General features: G+C 40.9%; 22 protein-coding genes and 1 pseudogene. 7 read left to right on the top strand and 16 right to left on the bottom strand.

What is annotated here, in order from left to right:
- Positions 1-160: 160 nt before the first annotated feature.
- From ABF638_RS10160 to ABF638_RS10135, 6 genes are all read right to left on the bottom strand, one after another.
- Positions 161-721 (bottom strand): hypothetical protein, encoded by a 561-nt coding sequence (locus ABF638_RS10160; protein WP_435022495.1) that lies wholly within the window; start codon positions 719-721, stop codon positions 161-163.
- Positions 721-1,959 (bottom strand): glycoside hydrolase family 10 protein, encoded by a 1,239-nt coding sequence (locus ABF638_RS10155; RefSeq protein WP_435022494.1) that lies wholly within the window; start codon positions 1,957-1,959, stop codon positions 721-723. Before ABF638_RS10155 ends, ABF638_RS10160 begins: the two co-directional genes overlap by 1 nt.
- 414 nt (positions 1,960-2,373) lie before the next feature.
- Positions 2,374-3,846: a glycolate oxidase subunit GlcD gene (gene glcD, locus ABF638_RS10150; RefSeq protein ID WP_435022493.1), complete on the bottom strand. Its 1,473-nt coding sequence runs from the start codon at positions 3,844-3,846 to the stop codon at positions 2,374-2,376.
- Between the two features lie 189 nt (positions 3,847-4,035).
- Positions 4,036-5,925, bottom strand: a complete 1,890-nt coding sequence (glmS, locus tag ABF638_RS10145; protein WP_435022492.1) for a glutamine--fructose-6-phosphate transaminase (isomerizing) — start codon at positions 5,923-5,925, stop codon at positions 4,036-4,038.
- A gap of 398 nt (positions 5,926-6,323) precedes the next feature.
- Positions 6,324-6,569, bottom strand: a complete 246-nt coding sequence (gene psaC / locus ABF638_RS10140) for a photosystem I iron-sulfur center protein PsaC (RefSeq protein ID WP_012411495.1) — start codon at positions 6,567-6,569, stop codon at positions 6,324-6,326.
- Positions 6,570-7,192: 623 nt separating this feature from the next.
- Complete coding sequence (locus ABF638_RS10135) at positions 7,193-7,429, bottom strand: hypothetical protein (protein ID WP_435022491.1); 237 nt, start codon at positions 7,427-7,429, stop codon at positions 7,193-7,195.
- Positions 7,430-7,638: 209 nt separating this feature from the next.
- On the opposite strand from ABF638_RS10135, the gene ABF638_RS10130 reads away from it, so the two are divergent.
- Positions 7,639-8,007: a Dethiobiotin synthetase gene (locus ABF638_RS10130; protein ID WP_069070526.1), complete on the top strand. Its 369-nt coding sequence runs from the start codon at positions 7,639-7,641 to the stop codon at positions 8,005-8,007.
- Between the two features lie 78 nt (positions 8,008-8,085).
- Here the strand turns inward: ABF638_RS10130 and ABF638_RS10125 are convergent, their stop codons facing one another.
- Positions 8,086-8,697 (bottom strand): hypothetical protein, encoded by a 612-nt coding sequence (locus ABF638_RS10125; RefSeq protein WP_435022520.1) that lies wholly within the window; start codon positions 8,695-8,697, stop codon positions 8,086-8,088.
- Between the two features lie 159 nt (positions 8,698-8,856).
- On the opposite strand from ABF638_RS10125, the gene ABF638_RS10120 reads away from it, so the two are divergent.
- From ABF638_RS10120 to ABF638_RS10105, 4 genes and pseudogenes are all read left to right on the top strand, one after another.
- Complete coding sequence (locus ABF638_RS10120) at positions 8,857-9,117, top strand: ribbon-helix-helix domain-containing protein (RefSeq protein ID WP_435022488.1); 261 nt, start codon at positions 8,857-8,859, stop codon at positions 9,115-9,117.
- Between the two features lie 283 nt (positions 9,118-9,400).
- Complete coding sequence (locus ABF638_RS10115) at positions 9,401-10,210, top strand: hypothetical protein (protein ID WP_435022486.1); 810 nt, start codon at positions 9,401-9,403, stop codon at positions 10,208-10,210.
- A gap of 88 nt (positions 10,211-10,298) precedes the next feature.
- A pseudogene (locus ABF638_RS10110) lies at positions 10,299-10,847 on the top strand (Panacea domain-containing protein).
- The gene (locus tag ABF638_RS10105) at positions 10,810-11,391 is read left to right on the top strand and encodes a hypothetical protein (protein ID WP_435022484.1); all 582 of its coding nucleotides are present in this window, start codon (positions 10,810-10,812) and stop codon (positions 11,389-11,391) included. The pseudogene ABF638_RS10110 and the gene ABF638_RS10105 overlap by 38 nt, the downstream one beginning before the upstream one ends.
- An 18-nt stretch (positions 11,392-11,409) precedes the next feature.
- Here the strand turns inward: ABF638_RS10105 and ABF638_RS10100 are convergent, their stop codons facing one another.
- The 5 genes from ABF638_RS10100 to ABF638_RS10080 form a co-directional block, all read right to left on the bottom strand.
- The gene (locus tag ABF638_RS10100) at positions 11,410-11,856 is read right to left on the bottom strand and encodes an HNH endonuclease (protein WP_435022482.1); all 447 of its coding nucleotides are present in this window, start codon (positions 11,854-11,856) and stop codon (positions 11,410-11,412) included.
- Entirely contained in the window at positions 11,846-12,106 is a 261-nt protein-coding gene (locus ABF638_RS10095; protein ID WP_435022480.1) for a hypothetical protein, read from the bottom strand. Before ABF638_RS10095 ends, ABF638_RS10100 begins: the two co-directional genes overlap by 11 nt.
- A 72-nt stretch (positions 12,107-12,178) precedes the next feature.
- The gene (locus tag ABF638_RS10090) at positions 12,179-13,201 is read right to left on the bottom strand and encodes a zinc-dependent alcohol dehydrogenase (RefSeq protein WP_435022478.1); all 1,023 of its coding nucleotides are present in this window, start codon (positions 13,199-13,201) and stop codon (positions 12,179-12,181) included.
- Positions 13,202-13,305: 104 nt separating this feature from the next.
- On the bottom strand, positions 13,306-13,491 hold the full coding sequence (locus ABF638_RS10085) for a hypothetical protein (protein WP_435022476.1): 186 nt from the start codon (positions 13,489-13,491) through the stop codon (positions 13,306-13,308).
- A gap of 56 nt (positions 13,492-13,547) precedes the next feature.
- On the bottom strand, positions 13,548-14,618 hold the full coding sequence (locus ABF638_RS10080) for a glycosyltransferase family 4 protein (protein ID WP_435022474.1): 1,071 nt from the start codon (positions 14,616-14,618) through the stop codon (positions 13,548-13,550).
- A 455-nt stretch (positions 14,619-15,073) separates the two neighbouring features.
- On the opposite strand from ABF638_RS10080, the gene xth reads away from it, so the two are divergent.
- On the top strand, positions 15,074-15,856 hold the full coding sequence (gene xth / locus ABF638_RS10075; RefSeq protein WP_435022472.1) for an exodeoxyribonuclease III: 783 nt from the start codon (positions 15,074-15,076) through the stop codon (positions 15,854-15,856).
- Positions 15,857-15,936: 80 nt separating this feature from the next.
- Here xth and ABF638_RS10070 read toward each other — a convergent pair whose 3' ends face one another.
- From ABF638_RS10070 to ABF638_RS10060, 3 genes are all read right to left on the bottom strand, one after another.
- A complete protein-coding gene (locus ABF638_RS10070) occupies positions 15,937-17,025 on the bottom strand; it encodes a T3SS effector HopA1 family protein (protein WP_435022470.1) in 1,089 nt (362 codons plus the stop codon).
- A gap of 93 nt (positions 17,026-17,118) precedes the next feature.
- Positions 17,119-18,360, bottom strand: a complete 1,242-nt coding sequence (locus ABF638_RS10065; RefSeq protein ID WP_435022468.1) for a phosphotransferase family protein — start codon at positions 18,358-18,360, stop codon at positions 17,119-17,121.
- A 303-nt stretch (positions 18,361-18,663) separates the two neighbouring features.
- Positions 18,664-18,813 (bottom strand): hypothetical protein, encoded by a 150-nt coding sequence (locus tag ABF638_RS10060; RefSeq protein WP_435022466.1) that lies wholly within the window; start codon positions 18,811-18,813, stop codon positions 18,664-18,666.
- Positions 18,814-18,858: 45 nt separating this feature from the next.
- Here ABF638_RS10060 and ABF638_RS10055 point away from each other — a divergent pair, with 45 nt between their 5' ends.
- Positions 18,859-19,044 carry a hypothetical protein gene (locus ABF638_RS10055; protein ID WP_435022465.1) on the top strand — a complete coding sequence of 62 codons (186 nt, stop codon included), beginning with the start codon at positions 18,859-18,861 and terminating at the stop codon, positions 19,042-19,044.
- Between the two features lie 236 nt (positions 19,045-19,280).
- Here ABF638_RS10055 and ABF638_RS10050 read toward each other — a convergent pair whose 3' ends face one another.
- Positions 19,281-19,601, bottom strand: coding sequence for a TMEM14 family protein (locus ABF638_RS10050; protein ID WP_435022463.1), 321 nt, complete (start codon positions 19,599-19,601; stop codon positions 19,281-19,283).
- Positions 19,602-19,672: the final 71 nt, after the last annotated feature.

The following is a 19,672-nucleotide window of genomic DNA, read 5'->3' as shown; positions in this document are numbered from 1 at the left end:
AAATACATTTGCAGGTTAGGGCAAACTTCCTAAAATTGATTTTTAACGGTTTTTAACGATTTTTGCATATATCTAAGTGCAAGTATCAGTATATGTGAATTAAATTTATTATTCTTAATAAAGAGAGTAGAGGAGCTTACGTAGGCATAGCCCGCCGCAGTCATCGCAATTTGTGAGCATTGATCCCTGTGAGGATACCAACCAGCAGCCAAGTGATGGCTAATCCTATGACTTCGCCGAAGAATAACTGCGTCCAGTGGTGCAAAAGCATCCCGATAGTAGAACCCACAGGGATAGCAACAGCCCAACTTGCCGAACAGACTAATATCCATCGCCACGCCTGATACTGGGGAATTGCCAACCATTGAGCCAATCCAATTCCGAAGCCGCCAAGCGCACCATAAATTGCTCCAGACAGGATTCTCTGAGGGAGAATTTGAGTGCTAGGTACAATCCAACCCATAGCACCAATACCGATAACGGTGATAATACTCCAACCCAAAAGACTTGACCAAATCCACCTGATACAAAATATAGGTTGTTTTAGAAGACAGCCTTGAGGAAGTGCGATCGCAAATCCGCCGATAGCAGCCTCTACCAGTCCAATATCAGGTTTTTCGCCGACTTCAATTAAGAGTAAACTCAATAAAAAACCGCCAAAAGTAGCTAAAGTCCACAGCAATGCAAAGCCAAATCTAGTATTTCCAGGCGCAAATGGCATCAAAGTTTCTTTGGTGGTAATAGTCTGACAGTTTTAGGATTAAACATCTCAAAAAAAGCTTTGCGTCGTTGTTGGGGTGATTCTGGTACGATGTAACCCCAAAGACTCTCCCAGTAAAAAAAGGAGATACCATCAAAATTGCGATCGCGCACTACCTGAACCTGTTCTCTCACTTGTGCGATTTTCACCGGACTACGCACGGTTCCCGTTGATATCCCAATTCCTACAGAAATTAGACTTTGAGCCAATTTCACTGGTGGTTGTTCTAGTTGAGCGATAAAAGACTTTTTATCATTTCGATATACCTGTAAAATTAACTCATCAACCAAACCTTTTTTTATCCAATTTTCCCAGTCTTGTAAATAGTATTTGTAGGCAAAAGCTTGAGGATTGGGAGACAAAGATATTTTAACTTTAGGTTTAATAGCCTTGACAGCTTGATAAATTTCTGCCATAAAATCCGTAATTTTATCTGCTCGCCAACGCATCCATTTTGAGTTAAAAGGATCACCAGGGGGACTTTTGCCCTGATGTTCTTGCTGGTAGAGTTCTATAGTGAAGCGATCGTAGCCAAACTGTACAGGCATCCCAAAATGATCGTCAAGCTGAATACCATCCACATCATAATCTCTGACGACTTCTAAAATTAGCTCTTGAATAAACTCTTGCACTTGTGGATGTAAAGGATTCAACCAGGCCAGCTTAGTTACTAAAATATTGTCGATTTCTTCTGGTGGAGCATTTTGGATAGAATTTATACCTTCTTGCCCAATTGTCAACCAGTCAGGATAACGCCTTGCTAATTGTGAATAATGCGGCGTCATAAACCCGTATTCAAACCAGGGAATGACTCTCAAATTTTTATTTTTAGCAAGTGTCACGATCTTTGCTAAAACATCCTGTCCACCGTGCATGAAATTGAGCAAAGGTTGAGTTTCCGAGCCTGTAGTCATTTTAGCTACAGCACTTTTATAAAAAGTATGTCCTCGGTTCCAAACTACAGGATAAATTGTATTAAAATTAAGAGCCGACAATTGATTTATAGCACGGTTAATACCCCAAGGAATAAATAGTACACCACTAGCAACATTAGTGAGCCAAACGCCGCGAATTTCTGTAGTTAAAGGAATTACTTTTTGGGAATAAGCTGGCAGTGAAGAGAATGAAAAAACTGTTAAAGTGACTACTAATCCCCAACATAGAAAGTAAGAAATACAACGGCGAGCAACCCGATTCATTTGTAAGCGTGACCTAGTACGATCGGAATATATATAACTACAAAATAAAGTTATAATCCTCCGGATGATGTAAAGGAATCATGATTAAGAATTCAGGAGTCAGAATTCAGAATTCAGAATAATTTAAATAATACGGAGCAATTTTGTTCATGAATATACTTAACTATTCCTAAACATGATAACTCCTAATTCCTAACTATTAGAAGTTTTTTTAAAAGTGTTTTTTTGTGACTTTAGGCACTATTTCATACCCCTAACCACCATAAAAAAGGGAAGCCTAATCAAACTTCCCCTTTTTATGGTGGATTTAGAGGGATATAGAACTTTTATGAGGACTTTTCAAACATCCTCTTAACTCCTGAATTCTGACCGGAGCTTTCGGGGTCTCCAGTTCCGCTCCTGACTTCTTTCTTCTTAAAATCTTTCCACACCTTCAAATTGTTTGATAGCTGATGCATTTGCTGCTTCACCGCAAGTGCGTGGTGTGGGAAATATCTTTTCAGGATTTGCTAACCCCTTGGGATTAAAAACTTGCCGCACCCATTGCATAGTTTCTAAATCAACTGGGCTAAACATCTGTGGCATATAGCACTTTTTCTCTGCACCAATGCCATGTTCGCCAGAAATACTACCACCAACTTGGACACAAAGTTTGAGGATTTTTCCACCCATTTCTTCTACTTGTTCTAATGCTCCAGGCACAGAATTATCATAAAGAATTAATGGATGAAGATTGCCATCACCAGCATGAAATACATTAGCAACGCGATAACCATATTGTTGACTTAATGTCTCAATCTCATGCAGAACATAAGGCAACTGAGTCCGAGGAATTACACCATCTTGGACATAATAATCTGGGCTTAAATGTCCAGCAGCAGCAAAAGCAGCTTTGCGTCCTTTCCATAATTTCAATCTGGTTTCTGGGTCAGTCGCGGAAGTGACATTACGCGCACCATTCTTTTTACAAATTTCGATAACTCGCTGTTTATTCCCTACGACTTCCACCTCTAAACCATCAATTTCTATGAGCAGAATAGCAGTAGCATCGCGGGGATAACAATTAGTTGCGACAACATCTTCAACTGCATTGATACTGAAGTTATCCATCATTTCCATACCACCAGGAATAATTCCGGCACTGATGATGTCAGAAACAGTTGCCCCGGCAGCTTCAATACTAGTAAAATCTGCTAACAGCACACAAATTGATTCTGCACTTTTGAGAATTCGCAAAGTAATTTCCGTAGCAATTCCTAAAGTGCCTTCAGAACCAACAAAAACACCTGTTAAATCATAACCAGGCATTTCTGGAATTTGTCCGCCTAAATCGATAATTTCTCCTTCTGGGGTGACAATTTTTAATCCCAAAACGTGGTTAGTGGTGACACCATATTTGAGACAATGTACGCCACCAGAATTTTCGGCAATGTTGCCCCCAATAGAGCAGATAATTTGACTAGAGGGGTCAGGAGCATAGTAAAAACCAGCACCGCTGACGGCTTGTGTTACCCAACTATTAATCACCCCTGGTTGTACAACTGTGCGTTGATTTTCCAAATCAATGCTGAGGATTTGCCGCATTAATGAAGTAACAATCAAAACAGAATTTTCAACAGGTAAAGCGCCACCAGATAGACCAGTACCAGAACCGCGGGCGATGAAGGGTATAGAATATTGATTGCATACCTTCACAACTTGGGCAACTTGTTCTGTAGTTCTGGGTAACACCACCACAGCGGGACGTTGGCGATAACCAGTTAAACCATCGCATTCATAGGTAATGAGTTCTTCGCGGCGTTGCACCACACCATTTTTACCAAGGACAGCCTCAAATGCTTTGATAATGGGTTTCCAGTTGCGTTGTTTTTTATCTTGAGTAAGCATAGGTTCTTAAAATTCAAGGTAGATGTATGGAGTATTGCAGGCTTTTTTGGAACCGCAACTTTTTCAGTAAATGGGTGTGAATTGCAAGAGTAATGGAAAACTGATAGGTAATAATTAAAAATGGCTTCTGCAAGCGATCGCACTTCTTCAAAAGCCATTTTACCATTAAGTGTAAAGTATAAAATTATACTATTCTACTGTTACCGACTTGGCCAAATTTCTTGGCTGATCGACATCCAAACCGCGACGGGCGGCAATATGATAAGCCAATAATTGCAAAGGAACTACTGCCAGAATCGGAGAAAGTAATTCTTCCACATGAGAGACGGGAAGAAGATCGTTAAAAATTTCCGCAGCTTCGCCATCTTTAACTGGAGTCACACCAATTAACCGAGAATCTCTGGCTTTGGCTTCTTGGGCATTGGAAATTACTTTTTCATAAACACTACCAGGTATTGCGATCGCAACTACTGGTACTTTCGCATCTAATAGTGCAATGGGCCCGTGCTTCATTTCTCCAGCCGGATACCCTTCGGCGTGAATGTAGCTGATTTCTTTTAATTTCAATGCCCCTTCCAAAGCAATCGGGAAGTTAATCCCCCTACCTATAAAAATGAAATCTTGGGTTTCGGCGAATTCGTGGGCTAGCTGTTCGGTTAAACGTTCCTGACTTTCCAAAGTTGCCTCAATTTCTTTGGGAATCTGCCGCAACCCGTTAATAATTTTCTCTAATGTGTCTTTGGAAACTGTCTGACGACGAGCTGCTAAATCCAATGCCAAAGCATAAAACGCCATCAGTTGGGCAGTAAAAGTTTTTGTCGCCGCTACCCCAATTTCAATTCCCGCTAGGGTACTGATGACATGCGGTACCATATCACCAAGACTGCTTTCCGGGCGATTGGTAATGCCCAGTAGTCGCGCTTGATATTTAGGTTCTTTCCCCTGGCGACGTTCTTTTTCCATTGCCAAAGCTGCTAAGGTATCAGCGGTTTCACCTGATTGGGTAACACCAATAATCAGCGTGTTCGCCGTCAAAGGTGATGGTGCATAGCGATATTCAGAAGCGTAATGTACCTGAGTTGAAATTCCTGCTAATTGTTCGATTAAATATTTTCCGATTAATGCTGCGTGCCAACTAGTACCACAGGCGAGGATCTGAATTTGTTCTAAATTGGTATATAAATCTGTCGGTAAACCAAGATTAATTGGGGATTCGATAGATTCGCCTGGATTAAAGTATGCTTCTAAACTAGCTCTTACTACCCCTGGTTGCTCATGAATTTCTTTGAGCATGAAGTGTTTGAAGCCCTGCTTCTCAACCATTGCAGGATTGAAGTTGAGTAGCCGGGGTTGTTTTTTCAACCTGTCGCCAGCAAAATTGTAAATCTCAACGCCCAAAGGTGTGAGGCGGGCAATTTCGCCATTTTCCAGAGGTAGCACCGCACGGGTGTAGGAAACGATCGCAGGCGTGTCAGACGCACAAAAGAATTCCCCTTGGCCAAAACCAATTACCAAAGGTGCTTGTTGGCGCACAACAATCAATTCATCAGGGAAGTCAGCAGAAATAACTGCAAGTGCAAACGCCCCGCGCAAGTGGTTAACGGCTTGGCGAATTGCTTCTAAGAAGGGAGATGAGGCAGATGAGGGAGATGAGGGAGGAAGATTCTTTAAAAATTCGGCGATGAGATGGGGAATGACTTCGGTATCGGTTTCAGAACGAAATTCGTGTCCTTTTGCTTTGAGTTCCTCGCGTAACTCGCGATAGTTTTCGATAATGCCATTTTGCACCACCGCCACTCGCTTTGCCGTATCCAGATGGGGATGGGCGTTGTACTCTTCTGGTTTACCATGAGTTGCCCAGCGTGTGTGACCAATACCAATTTGGGCAGGGGTTTCTATTTGTTCCAGTTTAGAACGCAGGTTATGAAGTTTGCCTTTTGCCCGTACACAAGTTACCTCACCTTCCCAAATAGTGGCAATTCCAGCAGAATCGTAGCCCCTGTACTCTAGTTTTTCCAGCCCAGCCAGTAAAATGTCTGTCGCCGCTTGAGTGCCTATATATCCAACAATTCCGCACATTTTTCACACCACTTTTTTTCAGGATGATTAAATCCAGTATAGTGTTTACCACAAACTCGACGTTTTGCAAAGAAAAAAGGGAGTAATTTACTCCCTCTACCACTAGGTATTGTTATGAATTTTGGGCTTTGACAGTGAATGCACCGTCAGCGTTTGACCTAACGGTACAAATACGGCTTTTAGGATTTAGATACCCAGAGATTTTATCCCCAATCTAAAATTACAATTTCGTAAAGCGGGCAGTGTCCACTCTACGATGCTAAAGTTGCTTGCTATTGAGAAGCTTCAAAGTCTTGAGTTCCGAGTTCCGAGTTCCGAGTGAAGAATCAAGAAATTGTTTTTTTGATTTACTTCTTTCTGTTTCAACACTCGGCACTCAGCACTCAGCACTCAGCTTTTTAGTAGGCTAGACCCATACTGCGAGTTGTTTCAGCGCCCAGGTAAACCCGGATGCTCAAAAAGTCGGTGGGACAAGCGGTTTCGCAGCGCTTACAGCCCACGCAGTCTTCTGTACGGGGTGAAGAGGCAATTTGAGCAGCTTTACAGCCATCCCAAGGAACCATCTCAAGTACATCAGTAGGGCAAGCGCGGACGCATTGGGTGCAGCCAATGCAGGTGTCGTAGATTTTTACGGTATGAGACATTGAAAAAACGGCTCCTTTCGAGTGTTCTTCTCTGCGAAAGAATCATAATCAACGCATAGTCTACCGCAGTGGTTGATAGGCCGTAATCAAAAGGCTACATAACTTCAAACAATGTAATAAGCACCCAAGATATTTGTTTTTGCGCGATTGTCCCATTGACTTATTAATCAGCAACATCAAAGGAGCGTATTTATCCCAGTGATATACCATGACGGGGTTGAATAGTAAAGACAGATGAAACAAAAGTCAATTTACAAAACTAGATGAGAAAGTTATCTATGCTACTTATTGATTGGTAACTATGTACCGTCAAATAGAGCCAATCTATAACGAAATGTTAACTGTTAATCGAAAGTGCCAAATTAATTTTATGGGTAATAATCTGATTTTGCGATCGCTACTTCTCCGTGTAAAAAGAAAAAAATTGGCTATCTAGGTGACATAGAAGGTTGTGACTATTACTGTTTAACACTGGTTTTTCTATGTAAATGCTCAATTTAGAGACTGCGATCGCAGCTATGTTTTTGAGCGATCGCAGTCAGCAATTGTAAGGGAACGCTCACAGATAACTTGTATATTTGACTGTTCAAGTCTGGCAATCTCATAAATTTTACTCCTACAGTTCAGAGTATTTCCGAAATTGCAAATTCATCATTTATAAGGGAAATTTCTGTTTGAATTTTTGGCTCACAAGGCATCACTTCCAGTTGTTCTTCTGGATTCTTCGCATCAGGTAATTTATCTTTTATATACTCACTTTCTCGGATTTGTCGAGCAATACTTTCTAACAGCCAAAGCTGTTCTTCCACAGACAAGGCAAGGATGGAACGCTCAATTTCTAGTAAATTTGACGATATCATTTTGTTGTTGATTCCTAGTAAGGTGTATTTTTCAAAGATATTATATTCAGTCTATCTGGTTAACCTAGAGCATCGCAAATTCCCGATCATTTTCCCCACGCTTATCTTTTCACAAATCATAAGAGATTGCTAGAAATAACTAGAAGCCAATTCTATGACTTTTTAATTAAGTATTCCTGCTGAAGTAAAATGTACGCTAAACTGGCTACATGAATTACGAAACAGCTCGGAAACTCCTCATAGATCAGACAATCACAACCGAGGAAAACCCAGATGCGCTGTTAACGCGTATGAAACAGGGGAAACCACCGGTACCCGGTCAGATCACTTCGATTTTGTTAGCATTGAAAGTGGTGTTTGAAGCCCTCAAAGATGCAAAGAGCCTAGACCGAGAACTGGCTTTGGCCCTTTATCAGTTAAGTATTAAGGCGCAACAGCTATTTGGCGCAGGGCGTAAAGCCGGGGTTGATTGGCCGCCACTTCTGAAAGAAGATTTGCTACGCATTTCCTTAGCATCTGAAAGTATCTTTTCGGGTACATGGCAAACCCTAGCTCAGATGGAGTTGGGGAAGTTGTAGGATAGGGATGCAGTAATCTTTCAACGAAAAGGATGAGGGAGATGAGGGGAATAACCAATACCCAATGCCCAATGCCCATTAACGAATTTGCAGTTCCTTTTCTAATTTGTCTAGGTCAGTTTTAAGCAAAACCGTCATTTGACCAGTAAAAGCTTTGCCAGTCTTGGGTTGGGCAATTTCCACCCAATATACATAGCGATCGCCTACTCGTAATTCTCCCTTCAAGGCTTCCCGAATCGGAGTTCTGGCTAGACGCGCTGAGTTAACTACCTTTTGGCTGGGATATTGATACACGACTTGGGCGCGATCGTAGTCTTGATAAATCTCTAAGCCATAAATTACCCGCAAGGATTCTTGAAGGCGCTCAAATGTCATGCCGTTAATAGCATCATACATAGCAATGCGTTCAGAGCGAATTCTGCCTCGGTCTTTGGAAAACTCCACCCTACCAGGAGGCAATACCGACGCTTGAAAAGTGAATCGTTGGGCAGCAGTATCACTCTTTTGTACAAATAATAGCTCTCCACTTCTGGGGCGGAGTGTGGGATGTGCTTTAATCCAGGTGCCTACTTCTTCTGTACTTTGCCCTGGTAAAGCATTAGCTTGGGAATCAAAAAGCGTTCCTACGCACAGCCAAGGCATTAAAGATAAAGGCAAAATTAAATAGTTAAGCAGAGATTTTTTGAGCATTTTGCTGTTCAGGATTTTCATGGGAATTTCCCCATTAGGGAGTAACCATAGTCTTCCCGTTTTTCAGCAAGATTATTTCAAGCGTCAACCTAACTTAAGACATCAGGGATCTTACTTATCAACGCTTTATCATAGAAAAAGCCAAGGAATGGAATCGTTATGAGTATTACATTTAGCCCAGAGCAAGAACAAATAATTCAAGTTTTACTAGCAACAGGTAAATTTAACAATGTTGATGAAGTAATTCAAACTGCATTACGCCTTTTAGCAGAAGAGACTCTTTCTCAGCAAGTATGGCTAGAAGAAACTCGCACCAAGATTGATGAAGGGATAGCATCACTTGAAAAGGGAGAAGGAATTGATGGTGAAACTTTTGTAAATCAGCTTTTAACACAGTTGAAGCAAGCAAAAGAGGCTTAGGAATGAATCGGTACATTATCTCACTCCCTGCTTCTCGTGATTTACAAGCGATCGCAGATTATTTCGCGGTAGAAAATGTTCTGCATGGGAACGAGGAAAGCCTCATCAAGCTAGGGTTTTAGGACTTGTGTACACTACCGTAGTTTTGGGAAAAGGATCTGTAGTAAATCTTGTTTTCTCATGTTTGAGGTATTCATTTTTTGGGAACCATACATAGAGTGATAGTAAATTTATCGGACTATCTACCAGCGAGTTGCAGTTAAATTCCCAAATATATCCAGATATGAAAACTAAAACAAGTACATATATCTATGCTTTTAGCTTTTGGTTTCTTTGGAACGCTTTTATCGCTAAGATAATACTCCTGTATCTATTAAGTCTAAATTTTGTTCCGGTAAATATCTGTTATATACTTATTAATAATATACTCCCACTTATTCTATTCTTTGAGGTAGTTGTAAAGATACTATTTATCTCAAATATTTCTAGCAAATTAAAATTTGTCCCCACACAGTTAGAAGCTCTATCTCAAATAGATACTAAGAGTTTCAATTACTACACGAATGCTTTAGAGTCCATCGGTTTCACTAGAATTAGTGACTTAGAACTCTCAGAATCTACCCTTACTGTCGCTAGACTTTTTTGCCATCCAAAACATCTTTGTTTTGCAGAAGTGATACAAACACCTGGGCGTTCAATCGTGTTTTGTGCTATTGGCAGTGGTTTAGAGCAAGAATGGTCAGTTAGTTTTAGAGATAATTCTCCTAATCTCGCTATTGTCTATGCCTTTTTACGCCTCCCAAGGGGGATAATTGTTGTTCAACAAAGAGTAACTCCTGAAGAACTATTACGATCGCATCTAAAATTTCGGCAGAAAATAATGCGTGATTTGAATTTACAATTATTGCCAGATATTTCTATGGAAGCTTATTTTGATAAATCGCAAAGAATTAGGACAGATCAGAGAAAAGCACTATGGCGCAAAAGTGTCATCATTGGATTGATAGAAATGTGGCTTTTTAACTTAAAATCTGAGGCTCAAAAGTCTCAATGCCTGGGAGATTATGCTCATTTAGCAGCTAGAAAAGATTAATGTCAGTAAATCGAAAAGTCACTAAGTAGAAACTTAAAGTAGTACAATTAAACTATAAGGCGCAAAGAAATTCTTCATAGCTCTTGCTGTGATAAGTCTGGAAGTTGATATATTATCTAGCAGACTGAAGGGGGTGGTTATAGTGTTGTCATGTTTTAACGTAGCAGATTACTTTATCTGGTTAGCAAATGAAACAGGCTCTTTTATCAGTAATCTAAAACTGCAAAAGCTTGTTTACTATGCTCAGGCTTGGCATCTTGCACTCAATGACACTCCTTTATTCCCAGAGGATTTTCAAGCCTGGATACATGGGCCTGTGATACCTGCGTTGTACCAGAAGTATAGACTTTTTGGATGGTAACCAATTTTAGAAGATGCTAACCCAGAATTATCCCAAGAGGTTCAAGAGTTTCTAGATGAGGTTGCACAAGAGTACTTTGCCTGCGATGCTTATGAACTAGAGCAGATGACTCATGCCGAGACACCCTGGAATTTAGCTAGGAGAAATCTACCACCTGATGAACCTTCCAACGAAGTTATTCAGAAACAGTGGATGAAGGAGTACTACGGATCTCGTGCCGACGAAGAAAACATCACAGATGATCAATTTGGAAAAACTAATTCAGCAGCATGGTGAAACTGCTAAATCCTACGTGAATGAGGCTATCGAAATTGGCAATACATACATAATTCCAAACTTTGGTTTTGATGCAGCAATGCAAAATTCTCTAGATTTAATGCTAGGTGTCAGAAAAACCTGGAACCACGGAGTGGTTGATATTCGAGTTTTTACAAAACCTGAAGACTTTACCCTGTTTGATTGTGACGAAGAGACTAGAGAAATTGAAATTATTGATTTATTGACACTTTGCCGAAATCTTTATCCAAATGACTATGATTATTCCCAATTACCTGAATGGTGGACTGAGGAAGATATGCAAGATGCCGCCGAGGTGCTTGAGGCGCTTGATTTTGCAATTTGGATGCAAGATACATTCCGTCCAGATGAGTCAGAAGAGGAAGCACTTAATATATGGCTCAAGTCTGTGCAACCTTGGTTAGGAGACGAGATTATCTTCTACAAGATGGAAGATGATAATGACTCAAATTGTGGTTTTGCGCCATACCTTTTTATAGGAGATCGTTGTCTTATTCTTGTTGCACGATGTTGGCAGCTATAGACATCGCTAGTTCAAGCATCAAAGACGAGGATCGTCTACAGGTGGATGCCACCCTCCTTGTATCCATAACTGCCTAGATTCTTGGATAAATCCTTGATTGTGAAATTCATCATTGATATCTAGTCGATGACAAGTTGCTCTACCTGTAGCACTTTTGCCAACAATCTTTAGTCCATCGCCTGTCCAGATGAAGTGATCTACCCACGATTGCTGACGAGGATTGAATAAGGCGACTTGTTGCTGAGTTTGAGTATCAGCGCCAGTTGTAAAGTTGTAACGACGCTCATTACAGCGACGACAAGCTAGAGCTAAGTTGTCAGCTTCATCTGAACCACCTAATGATTGTGGAACAAGATGATCGATTGTAAAACGATCTGAACTGGAGCGTTCTGGAGAGTGGCAATATTCACACAGATATTTAGCTCTTTCGCGCACAAACTGCCGAGTGCCATCTTTAACACCCACGATTGGCAATCAGTTTAGCGTTAACAAAAGTTAGGATGCGCTCTAGTTCAGCAATTCCAGCATATTCGGCTTCTTCTTCAGGAGTCAGCAATCCAGCTTTTCGTTTCTCAAGCAATTCTTCTAGACGAGTATGTAACTCATCTGTAAACTTAGCAAGGTTAACATTATCAACTTTTTCAATTGTGATGCCAGAACGTAGCCATGATGAAGGCTCAATCATCAATACTGGGGTAATGACTTGAGGATTCATAGTAATTTAGCCTAAGTCTGTGTTGCTATATCTAGTTATTGTAGTGTGCCTGAAGAATTGGCTGCCAAAATACTAAGGAATCATCGCCACCTTAATTACTTTACGCGCTTTCATCTCACAAAACACCTGTTCTAAATCTTTTAATGGTCGTTGTTCACTAATAAGTAACTCAAAGGGAATTTTACGACTAGCTATGAGTGATAAAGCCGATCGCACATACTCTGGTGTATTGTGAAACACGCCTTTGATGGTAAGTTCGCTATAGTGTAGCTGTTCTGTATTCACAGTAATGCTGGTATCCCGTGGACATCCACCGAATAAGTTAACTGTTGCACCAGGACGAGCGCAGGCGATCGCAGTTTCCCACACACTTGGTACACCAGTGGCTTCAATCACCACATCTGCGCCCCATCCTTGGGTAAGTTCTTTCACTACACTGGGAATATCCGAGATTTGATGATAATTAAAAGTCTGGGCTGCACCCAATTTCTGACCAATTTCTAGCCTGTGGTTATTACCTCCCCACAGCAAAACCTCAGCTTTCTCACTCAACGCCGCCACAAACATTAGCCCAATCGCCCCATCTCCTAAGACGACTACTTTATCTTTGGGCTTAATATGAGAACGCGCTACACCATGCAATACACAAGCTAGAGGTTCCGTCATGGCTGCCAATTCCCACGGCAACTCATCGGGAATCTGCAACAAATTATGCTCTACTATCGGTGCAGGAATTTTCAGGTATTGGGCAAAGGTACCATTATTCCAGGTCAAATTTGGACATAACGAATATTCTTGATGTTGACAAAAAAAACACTTCATGCATGGAGCGGAATTATTAGCGACGATGCGATCGCCTATTTGCCAATTTGTCACCCCTGCACCTAAAGCAACAATTCGCCCAGCAGCTTCATGACCAAACAGTGTCGGTAGTTTCAGCATCTTGGCATGACCACCACGCCGCCAAACTTTCAAATCTGTACCACAAGTTGTTGCTGCCCCCACTTGGATTACAACTTCGCCAGCCGCCGGAGTGGGGTCAGCAACTTCCTCTAAGCGTAAATCTTCTTGCCCATAAAGTAAGGCTGCTAACAAAACTTTAAACCTATCAATTAGCTACATCCGATTTTAACAGTTGCAGCTAATTGATAGGTCTAAACTAAATCAGTATTGATTTTTAATAGGTTTTATATGAAAAACTAGGTATTCACCGCTGGCTGGGGAACCACTCCAGTGTTCCGGGTTTCCACATTAGGCAAGCGAATAACAGTTAATAGCGGTACTTCTTGTCGGCACGACAGGCAAAACCAATATAGTTCACCATGACGGGCATGACGCAGGAGGGAACCACCGCAGCATGGGCAGGTGTTGGCTCTCGTACTCATAACCAATGTCCTCCTAAAAAAAGTTGTTGTTTTAAATTCAGTAAAAAAAGCAGTTATTAAAACTGGATGTTAGCTGCATGAATGCGGCCATTCGATTCTATGCGGTCTTTAATAATTTGTCTGTAAACAGCTTCATATCCGTTAACCATTTGGCTAACGCTAAAGTTATTTTCCACATATTTTCGACAGGTTTGACGATTGAGTTCCAAAGCTGGTGGAATCATTGCTGCCATTTCTGCATAGCTTTTGCAGATAAAACCTGTTTTGCCGTGAGCAATCACTTCAGGTACGGAACCGAAATTCATGGCAATCACTGGTGTCCCAGTTGCCATTGATTCAATCATTACTAAGCCAAAAGGTTCTTGCCAATTAATGGGGAAAAGAGTTATGGCAGCATTGCCCAGAAGTTCAGTTTTTTCGGCGTGATTAATTTCGCCGAGATATTCGATTTGTTGACCATCTATGTAGGGGGCAATCTCTTGTTCAAAAAACTCAGAGTCTTTAACATCAACCTTTCCTGCCATCTTCAAGCGCCAACCACTCTGTTTAGCAATGGCGATCGCATGTTGCGGCCCTTTCTCTGGTGAAAAACGACCTAAAAATGCCAGATATGAAGGTTCTGACGGTTGGGCTACGAATGGGTAATCTGCTAGCTCAATTCCGTTATAAACCGTGTCAATATAATTAAGATCGATTTGACGCTGCGAGTTACTAATACTGATGTATGGTTGCTTTTGGTGGTAGCTAAATGCGTGACGGTTGTCAGTCGTAAAATTATTATGCAGCGTATGAACTGTAGAAGTTGCTGTTATCAAATTCGCTAAAGGTAGTGCCGAAATCCCTACATGAGAATGGATAATATCGAATTGGGCAGCACGTTGGTAAACTTGGCTCAGTTCTAGCATTTCGTACACTGCATACTCTTTCACATTTGGGTCTAAGCGCAATGCACGCGGATAAACTGCTTGTAAATTAGCCAAAGTTTGAGAATCGCCAGAGGCAAATAAAGTTACCTCGTGACCGCGACGAACAAGTTCATCAGTTAAGCGACTCACTACCAGTTCTATTCCTCCATAATTAGGAGGTGGAACCCTTTCCCATAAGGGGGCAACTTGAGCGATTTTCATACGTTTTTTTGGTTCAGTCTATGAAATTATCCTCAATAATGAGCTACATCATTATTTTATAAGGAAAGAGCATTTGTACTTACTATTTTGACATTTAAATTAACCTAACAGGCTAGCAAAAGCGCAATAATAGTTAACCGTACCGCAAACTTTCTACCGACAAATCTAACGGACTATTGGTGAAAGTCAATCCCGACCTATACTTCTAACCTATAGCTAATCTATTACTTGTTGCATCTGTCTTGGGGATCATAATGCAGTAAAATATTTTGTAGCAGAACTTACAAAATTGAATATTTTGTAGCTGACAATACTAAAATGTTCAATAGGATCAAATAATTAAAACTGTGTTTAAGGGCAATTAGGAAATGAACAGGAATTATAAATATTAACTAATTGTACAATAATTACATAATTTGTAATTAGCAATTTACAAAAATTCTGATAACTAACTAATGAAAATCGCTACTTGGAACGTCAACTCAATTCGCACTCGCCTTGAACAGGTTATCGATTGGTTAACCCTGAATCCTGTTGATGTTCTCTGCTTGCAAGAAACCAAGGTTATGGATGCTGAATTTCCGCGATCGCCTTTTGAAGAATTAGGCTATAACCTTTATATATCAGGACAAAAATCCTATAACGGCGTAGCCATAATTAGCCGCCAGCCACTTTTAAATGTAAGTACCGGATTTAGGGCGATTTTGCCAGATTTACACCACGAATGGGACGAGCAAAAGCGAGTGATTACAGGTGTAATTGATGGTGTTCGGATTGTGAACTTATATGTTCCCAATGGTGCAGCAGTAGGAACTGAGAAATACGAGTATAAAATGCGCTGGTTGACAGCGCTACATGAGTATTTGCGATTGCTTGTGCTGTCACACCATGCAATTTGTGTGTGCGGAGACTTCAACATTGCCTTAGAAGACAAGGATATTCACGAGCAGGTGAGTACAGAAAATCACATTATGGCAACAGAAGCAGAGCGTCAAGCCTTACGGGATATTCTGAAACTGGGATTTGCCGATGCTTTTCGCAAATTCACCACCGAAGGTGGAAATTATAGCTGGTGGGATTATCGCGCCGCCGCCTTCCGTCGCAACTTAGGTTGGCGGATTGACCATCACTATCTCACACCTATCTTGTATGAGCGTGCTAAAAGTTGCATCATCGATGTCGCACCCAGAAAATTAACCCAACCCAGCGACCATACGCCGGTAATTGTGGAATTTTGAATTGATTATTGGGCATGGGGCATTGAGCATGGGGCATTGGGGAAAAGTTCTCCCTCATCCGCCTCATCTCCCCAATCCCATCAATTTAATGGCTTATATATATCTTCAGAACTGGGATTGAGATAAGGACGTTGTAAATCTATTAGATGCCGTTCAAAGTGTTGGTCAATCGTCCTCATTCGTTCTTCCATCGCATTCTTACCTTTTTGCCAAGCTTCTAACAAAGCATTAGCGACGATTTGGCAACGGTTCATCCCAAAACTTTCTTGTGCGGCAAATTTTTGGATTGGTTCCTCAGCTAAACCTAACCCTGGGGCTAAAAATTTGGTAAACAAAGGAATTTCGGGCTGGAAATGGGATTGATTTTCTATATAAACAGCCTGAAGAATTGTGCGAATTGCTGGATAGTCGGGGAGTTCAAAATAGAGTAGCCCCGAATCATAACGTCCGTATGCACACGGATTGTGGAGAACTTGAAAGCTAAAGGGAATTGAGGCTGCGTTCAATTGCAGTGTTAAGCTTTCCATCAGAGCGATCGCACCAGATGGCGTAAAGTTAAAGTAGATTCGCCCTGCTCCTAAATCAGCATCGGGGTTACTTTGCTGTTCCTGTCCGACATTGCTAACTGCTAAGTAACAACCGTTTTGCAGTCGATTTTTGGGCATCCAGATTGCTACCATGTCACCCACTTTGGTAGATTTCTTACTGGATTCTAGATGGCAGTCTGGCTCAACATAAAGTGTTAAACCGCCTTTAGTCACTGCCATAGTTCCATCAGGTTCTTTCCGCAACACCTGCCATCGAGGGTCAAAGTAACCTATGCCGTGATTACTGGCGTGCAGTTGTTCGTAAAAGTCCCAGTCAATTTCTAAAATGGAATTATCTGCTAAATTATCCTTTGGCGAGCGATTAGTACTATCAGTATTGACTGCTAAAGTAGTTTGCAGAGAGCCATTGTAATAGATTCCATAGAGAAAATTTCGCAGTAATAAAGTCAGATACTTCTGTTGTAAATCTACGGAATTTTGCTGAAATCTGTCGGCTATTTTAGTCGGTAGAGCAAAGGGTTGATAATTGGGATGGTAAATACAAAAATTTGACTCAATCTGGATATTCTTAGCAATATCAAATAGAGAAGTTAGGGGTTGATTGATAGAGGAATTTAGCATTAATCCATTCAGAAATCAAACTTTAACAAAATAGAATTTAGGAGTCAGAATACAGAATTGGGTGTTCTTTTTAAATTGTTCTGCTACCTATTACTAACAACCACGCAGCCGAGTTTTTTCGTAATAAATGCGAAGTAATTGCTGTTCTTTTACAGGCTGAGGAAATTTATGAATCTTTGCTACAGGATTCAGGATTTCGGACTCTGATATCCCGAAAATTGTCAGTACAGCTTGCTCCGGCATCGTGAGTAGACTTTTAGCTACTTGGAGCATACAAATATCAGCATTATTAAAGTATTTCCGGCACGTAATCATATCTTGAATTTGATGAATCAGTGCCAGTCCCGCAAACTGGATAACGCGCAAAATAAAGTCACTGCGGTATTCCAAAATCATGGGGAAAGCATTCACATAAGCCCTAATCAGGGCAATAAGTGAAGGTTGTAAAATCTCTAACGGTGTTAACGCCAAATGTAGAGATTCTTCTAACTCAATGGTGGGGTCTACTACGAGGCTGTTGAGCCAAATGCCTAAGTAGCTTGCCAGTAAAGTTCCTAAATCAAAAGCTGGGTCTCCCCAAGAACAAGCTTCCCAGTCAATTAGTCGTACTAGACAATTGTCTAGTTGCTCCCATCTGGAATGAACCAAAATGTTGCTCAATTTCAGGTCGTTGTGAGTCAAGCAGCAAGGATTCCAGTCATAAGCCAAATCTGCGATCGCAGATTCCAAACTCTCGTACTGTTGATAGAGAACATAGAATTTTAGTGCATCCGTGGGAATAGCCCCAAAAATCTCCGGCCCAATTGACCCTACCCCTTGGGCTGGATTGTAAAAGCCATAGCGAAACTCTCCTTGGGGAGCAGTTGCCATAAAATCCTTATATTCTCGGCGGTTGTAGGTGGCGCGATGCAGTCCCGCCAAAGTCGTGCCGATAGCTGAAGCAATTTCTTGTGGAAAAATCTCATTGTTGTGGTACAATGTCGCAAGTTCTAGATACTCACTCAGGTAATTGCAGACGAGAATGGAATTTTCTTCGTCAAAATGCACCACCAATGGTGCGATCGCTGAAGTATTACCTAGAACTGGAAACTGTTGGAGGAGTTGGTGAAATAGCCACTCCTGAAACAATTCATGAGGCGCGGCGTCATTGTTGTTAACGTTACGTTCTTGTTTAATTAGCAGTTTACGATTATCTGCTAAAGTCACTACTAAATTGAAATTGCTCTTACTATTTCCTGGCAACTCAGATTTGTCTGATGGGTTATCTTCTGAGCTACACAGACCCGCGTCTTGCAGATACTGGATAACGTTATGAGAAGACAGTGATAATACCATGTATTATTTCCTACTTCATTAAATTACTTAAACTTATCTTTGTCAAATTTGCTTGGTTTTAGCAGCTTTCCGTAGATAGGAACTAGTGCAAGAAGGCAGAGGGCAGAAGGAATACTGGTGATTTCACCTATTTTTAGCCTTTTTCAACTGGATAGTTATCTACGCCAAGCTGCACTAATGTGTGAATAACAATAAAGATTTGTACAATCTACTAATATCCCATCTTTTGGATAAAAACCTGCCAAAATGGCACCAACTCCTTTATAATTGCTTTAAAATTTGCTCCCAAATCCAGTGACATCTTTACACTTTATCAGCATAGTTACTTAGACACTCTAGAGTAAGTTTTGTGGTAGAGCCATTTGATGTAGCTCCATCCCTTGTTTGTGGCGGAGAAGCATCCCCAGCAAAAAACTGATTGGCAACAGATGTTGTTTGATGTTCAGTAGCCATTCTAAAAGCAGCGAAGAATTTCAGTAATCCTTCGCAGGACAAAGCATGGCATTCAACGCTATTACTTTTATTTATCATCACCAAGCCAAAAAAACCGGACTTTTTGGGCGGTTAGTAATTATTTTTTTATTTAAATTTGAGAATTTGTGCCTGAAAGCCTTGTTATGGCGTTATTTGTGTTACCTACAAATTGTAGATGACTATGAGCGATCGCAAACAAAGGCTACATGAGCGCATCTTATGGAACTGCACTTTTGTCAATGACTAATGAATAAATCGGTAGACGGCTATTCTCAGCCACTCTTTTTGTTGGGATGGTATTCTTGTTGATTTCCTTTGAGAATGCTGGAAGTTATCAGGCAAGGGTAACAAGTCATAGTAATATAAATGTACTAGTATGATTCAAGGCAAAGAAAGTCATGCCATGTCAAAAAAACAGGAGGGTGGTTATTACTTAGAGACTGATGCTACCTTAAAGCCACAATTTGATGCACCATCACCGCCAATGCCAGCATACCCAAAATCGTCATTAATCCCGCAGGCATAAACTTACGTGTTTTTGCAAGTCTAAATGCAAAGAATACTACTAAAACGCCAGTAACTAATACTGCTAAAATTGAACCCCAAGCTTGCCCTTGGAGTTGAAAGTAAGCGGCAAATATCAGTAATAAACCACTAATGCTGCCACTTAGGAGTGAAACTTTACTAGTAGCTTGAATGTATCCAATAATGCCACCAAGAATCGATAATATGCCGTAGGCAAAAGCAGCAACTATACTTAAATTCATTGTTAAAACATCTATAGACTTTGACTTTACTGCCAGGGTCAGCAGACAATTTACCATAGCTATTTAGCTAT

This window comes from Nostoc sp. CALU 1950 (assembly GCF_051172895.1).
Lineage (GTDB): Bacteria > Cyanobacteriota > Cyanobacteriia > Cyanobacteriales > Nostocaceae > Nostoc > Nostoc edaphicum_A.
The sequence above is the reverse complement of the archived record's forward strand: the minus strand, read 5'-3'. Positions and strand labels throughout refer to the sequence as shown.

Excerpts from the sequence above, each read along its gene's own strand:
- ABF638_RS10160 (WP_435022495.1), bottom strand. The coding sequence starts at position 721 with ATGCCATTTGCGCCTGGAAATACTAGATTTGGCTTTGCATTGCTGTGG.
- ABF638_RS10155 (WP_435022494.1), bottom strand. The coding sequence starts at position 1,959 with ATGAATCGGGTTGCTCGCCGTTGTATTTCTTACTTTCTATGTTGGGGA.
- glcD (WP_435022493.1), bottom strand. The coding sequence starts at position 3,846 with ATGCTTACTCAAGATAAAAAACAACGCAACTGGAAACCCATTATCAAA.
- glmS (WP_435022492.1), bottom strand. The coding sequence starts at position 5,925 with ATGTGCGGAATTGTTGGATATATAGGCACTCAAGCGGCGACAGACATT.
- psaC (WP_012411495.1), bottom strand. The coding sequence starts at position 6,569 with ATGTCTCATACCGTAAAAATCTACGACACCTGCATTGGCTGCACCCAA.
- ABF638_RS10135 (WP_435022491.1), bottom strand. The coding sequence starts at position 7,429 with ATGATATCGTCAAATTTACTAGAAATTGAGCGTTCCATCCTTGCCTTG.
- ABF638_RS10130 (WP_069070526.1), top strand. The coding sequence starts at position 7,639 with ATGAATTACGAAACAGCTCGGAAACTCCTCATAGATCAGACAATCACA.
- ABF638_RS10125 (WP_435022520.1), bottom strand. The coding sequence starts at position 8,697 with ATGCTCAAAAAATCTCTGCTTAACTATTTAATTTTGCCTTTATCTTTA.
- ABF638_RS10120 (WP_435022488.1), top strand. The coding sequence starts at position 8,857 with ATGAGTATTACATTTAGCCCAGAGCAAGAACAAATAATTCAAGTTTTA.
- ABF638_RS10115 (WP_435022486.1), top strand. The coding sequence starts at position 9,401 with ATGAAAACTAAAACAAGTACATATATCTATGCTTTTAGCTTTTGGTTT.
- ABF638_RS10105 (WP_435022484.1), top strand. The coding sequence starts at position 10,810 with ATGATCAATTTGGAAAAACTAATTCAGCAGCATGGTGAAACTGCTAAA.
- ABF638_RS10095 (WP_435022480.1), bottom strand. The coding sequence starts at position 12,106 with ATGAATCCTCAAGTCATTACCCCAGTATTGATGATTGAGCCTTCATCA.
- ABF638_RS10085 (WP_435022476.1), bottom strand. The coding sequence starts at position 13,491 with ATGAGTACGAGAGCCAACACCTGCCCATGCTGCGGTGGTTCCCTCCTG.
- ABF638_RS10080 (WP_435022474.1), bottom strand. The coding sequence starts at position 14,618 with ATGAAAATCGCTCAAGTTGCCCCCTTATGGGAAAGGGTTCCACCTCCT.
- xth (WP_435022472.1), top strand. The coding sequence starts at position 15,074 with ATGAAAATCGCTACTTGGAACGTCAACTCAATTCGCACTCGCCTTGAA.
- ABF638_RS10070 (WP_435022470.1), bottom strand. The coding sequence starts at position 17,025 with ATGCTAAATTCCTCTATCAATCAACCCCTAACTTCTCTATTTGATATT.
- ABF638_RS10065 (WP_435022468.1), bottom strand. The coding sequence starts at position 18,360 with ATGGTATTATCACTGTCTTCTCATAACGTTATCCAGTATCTGCAAGAC.
- ABF638_RS10060 (WP_435022466.1), bottom strand. The coding sequence starts at position 18,813 with ATGGCTACTGAACATCAAACAACATCTGTTGCCAATCAGTTTTTTGCT.
- ABF638_RS10055 (WP_435022465.1), top strand. The coding sequence starts at position 18,859 with ATGGCATTCAACGCTATTACTTTTATTTATCATCACCAAGCCAAAAAA.
- ABF638_RS10050 (WP_435022463.1), bottom strand. The coding sequence starts at position 19,601 with ATGAATTTAAGTATAGTTGCTGCTTTTGCCTACGGCATATTATCGATT.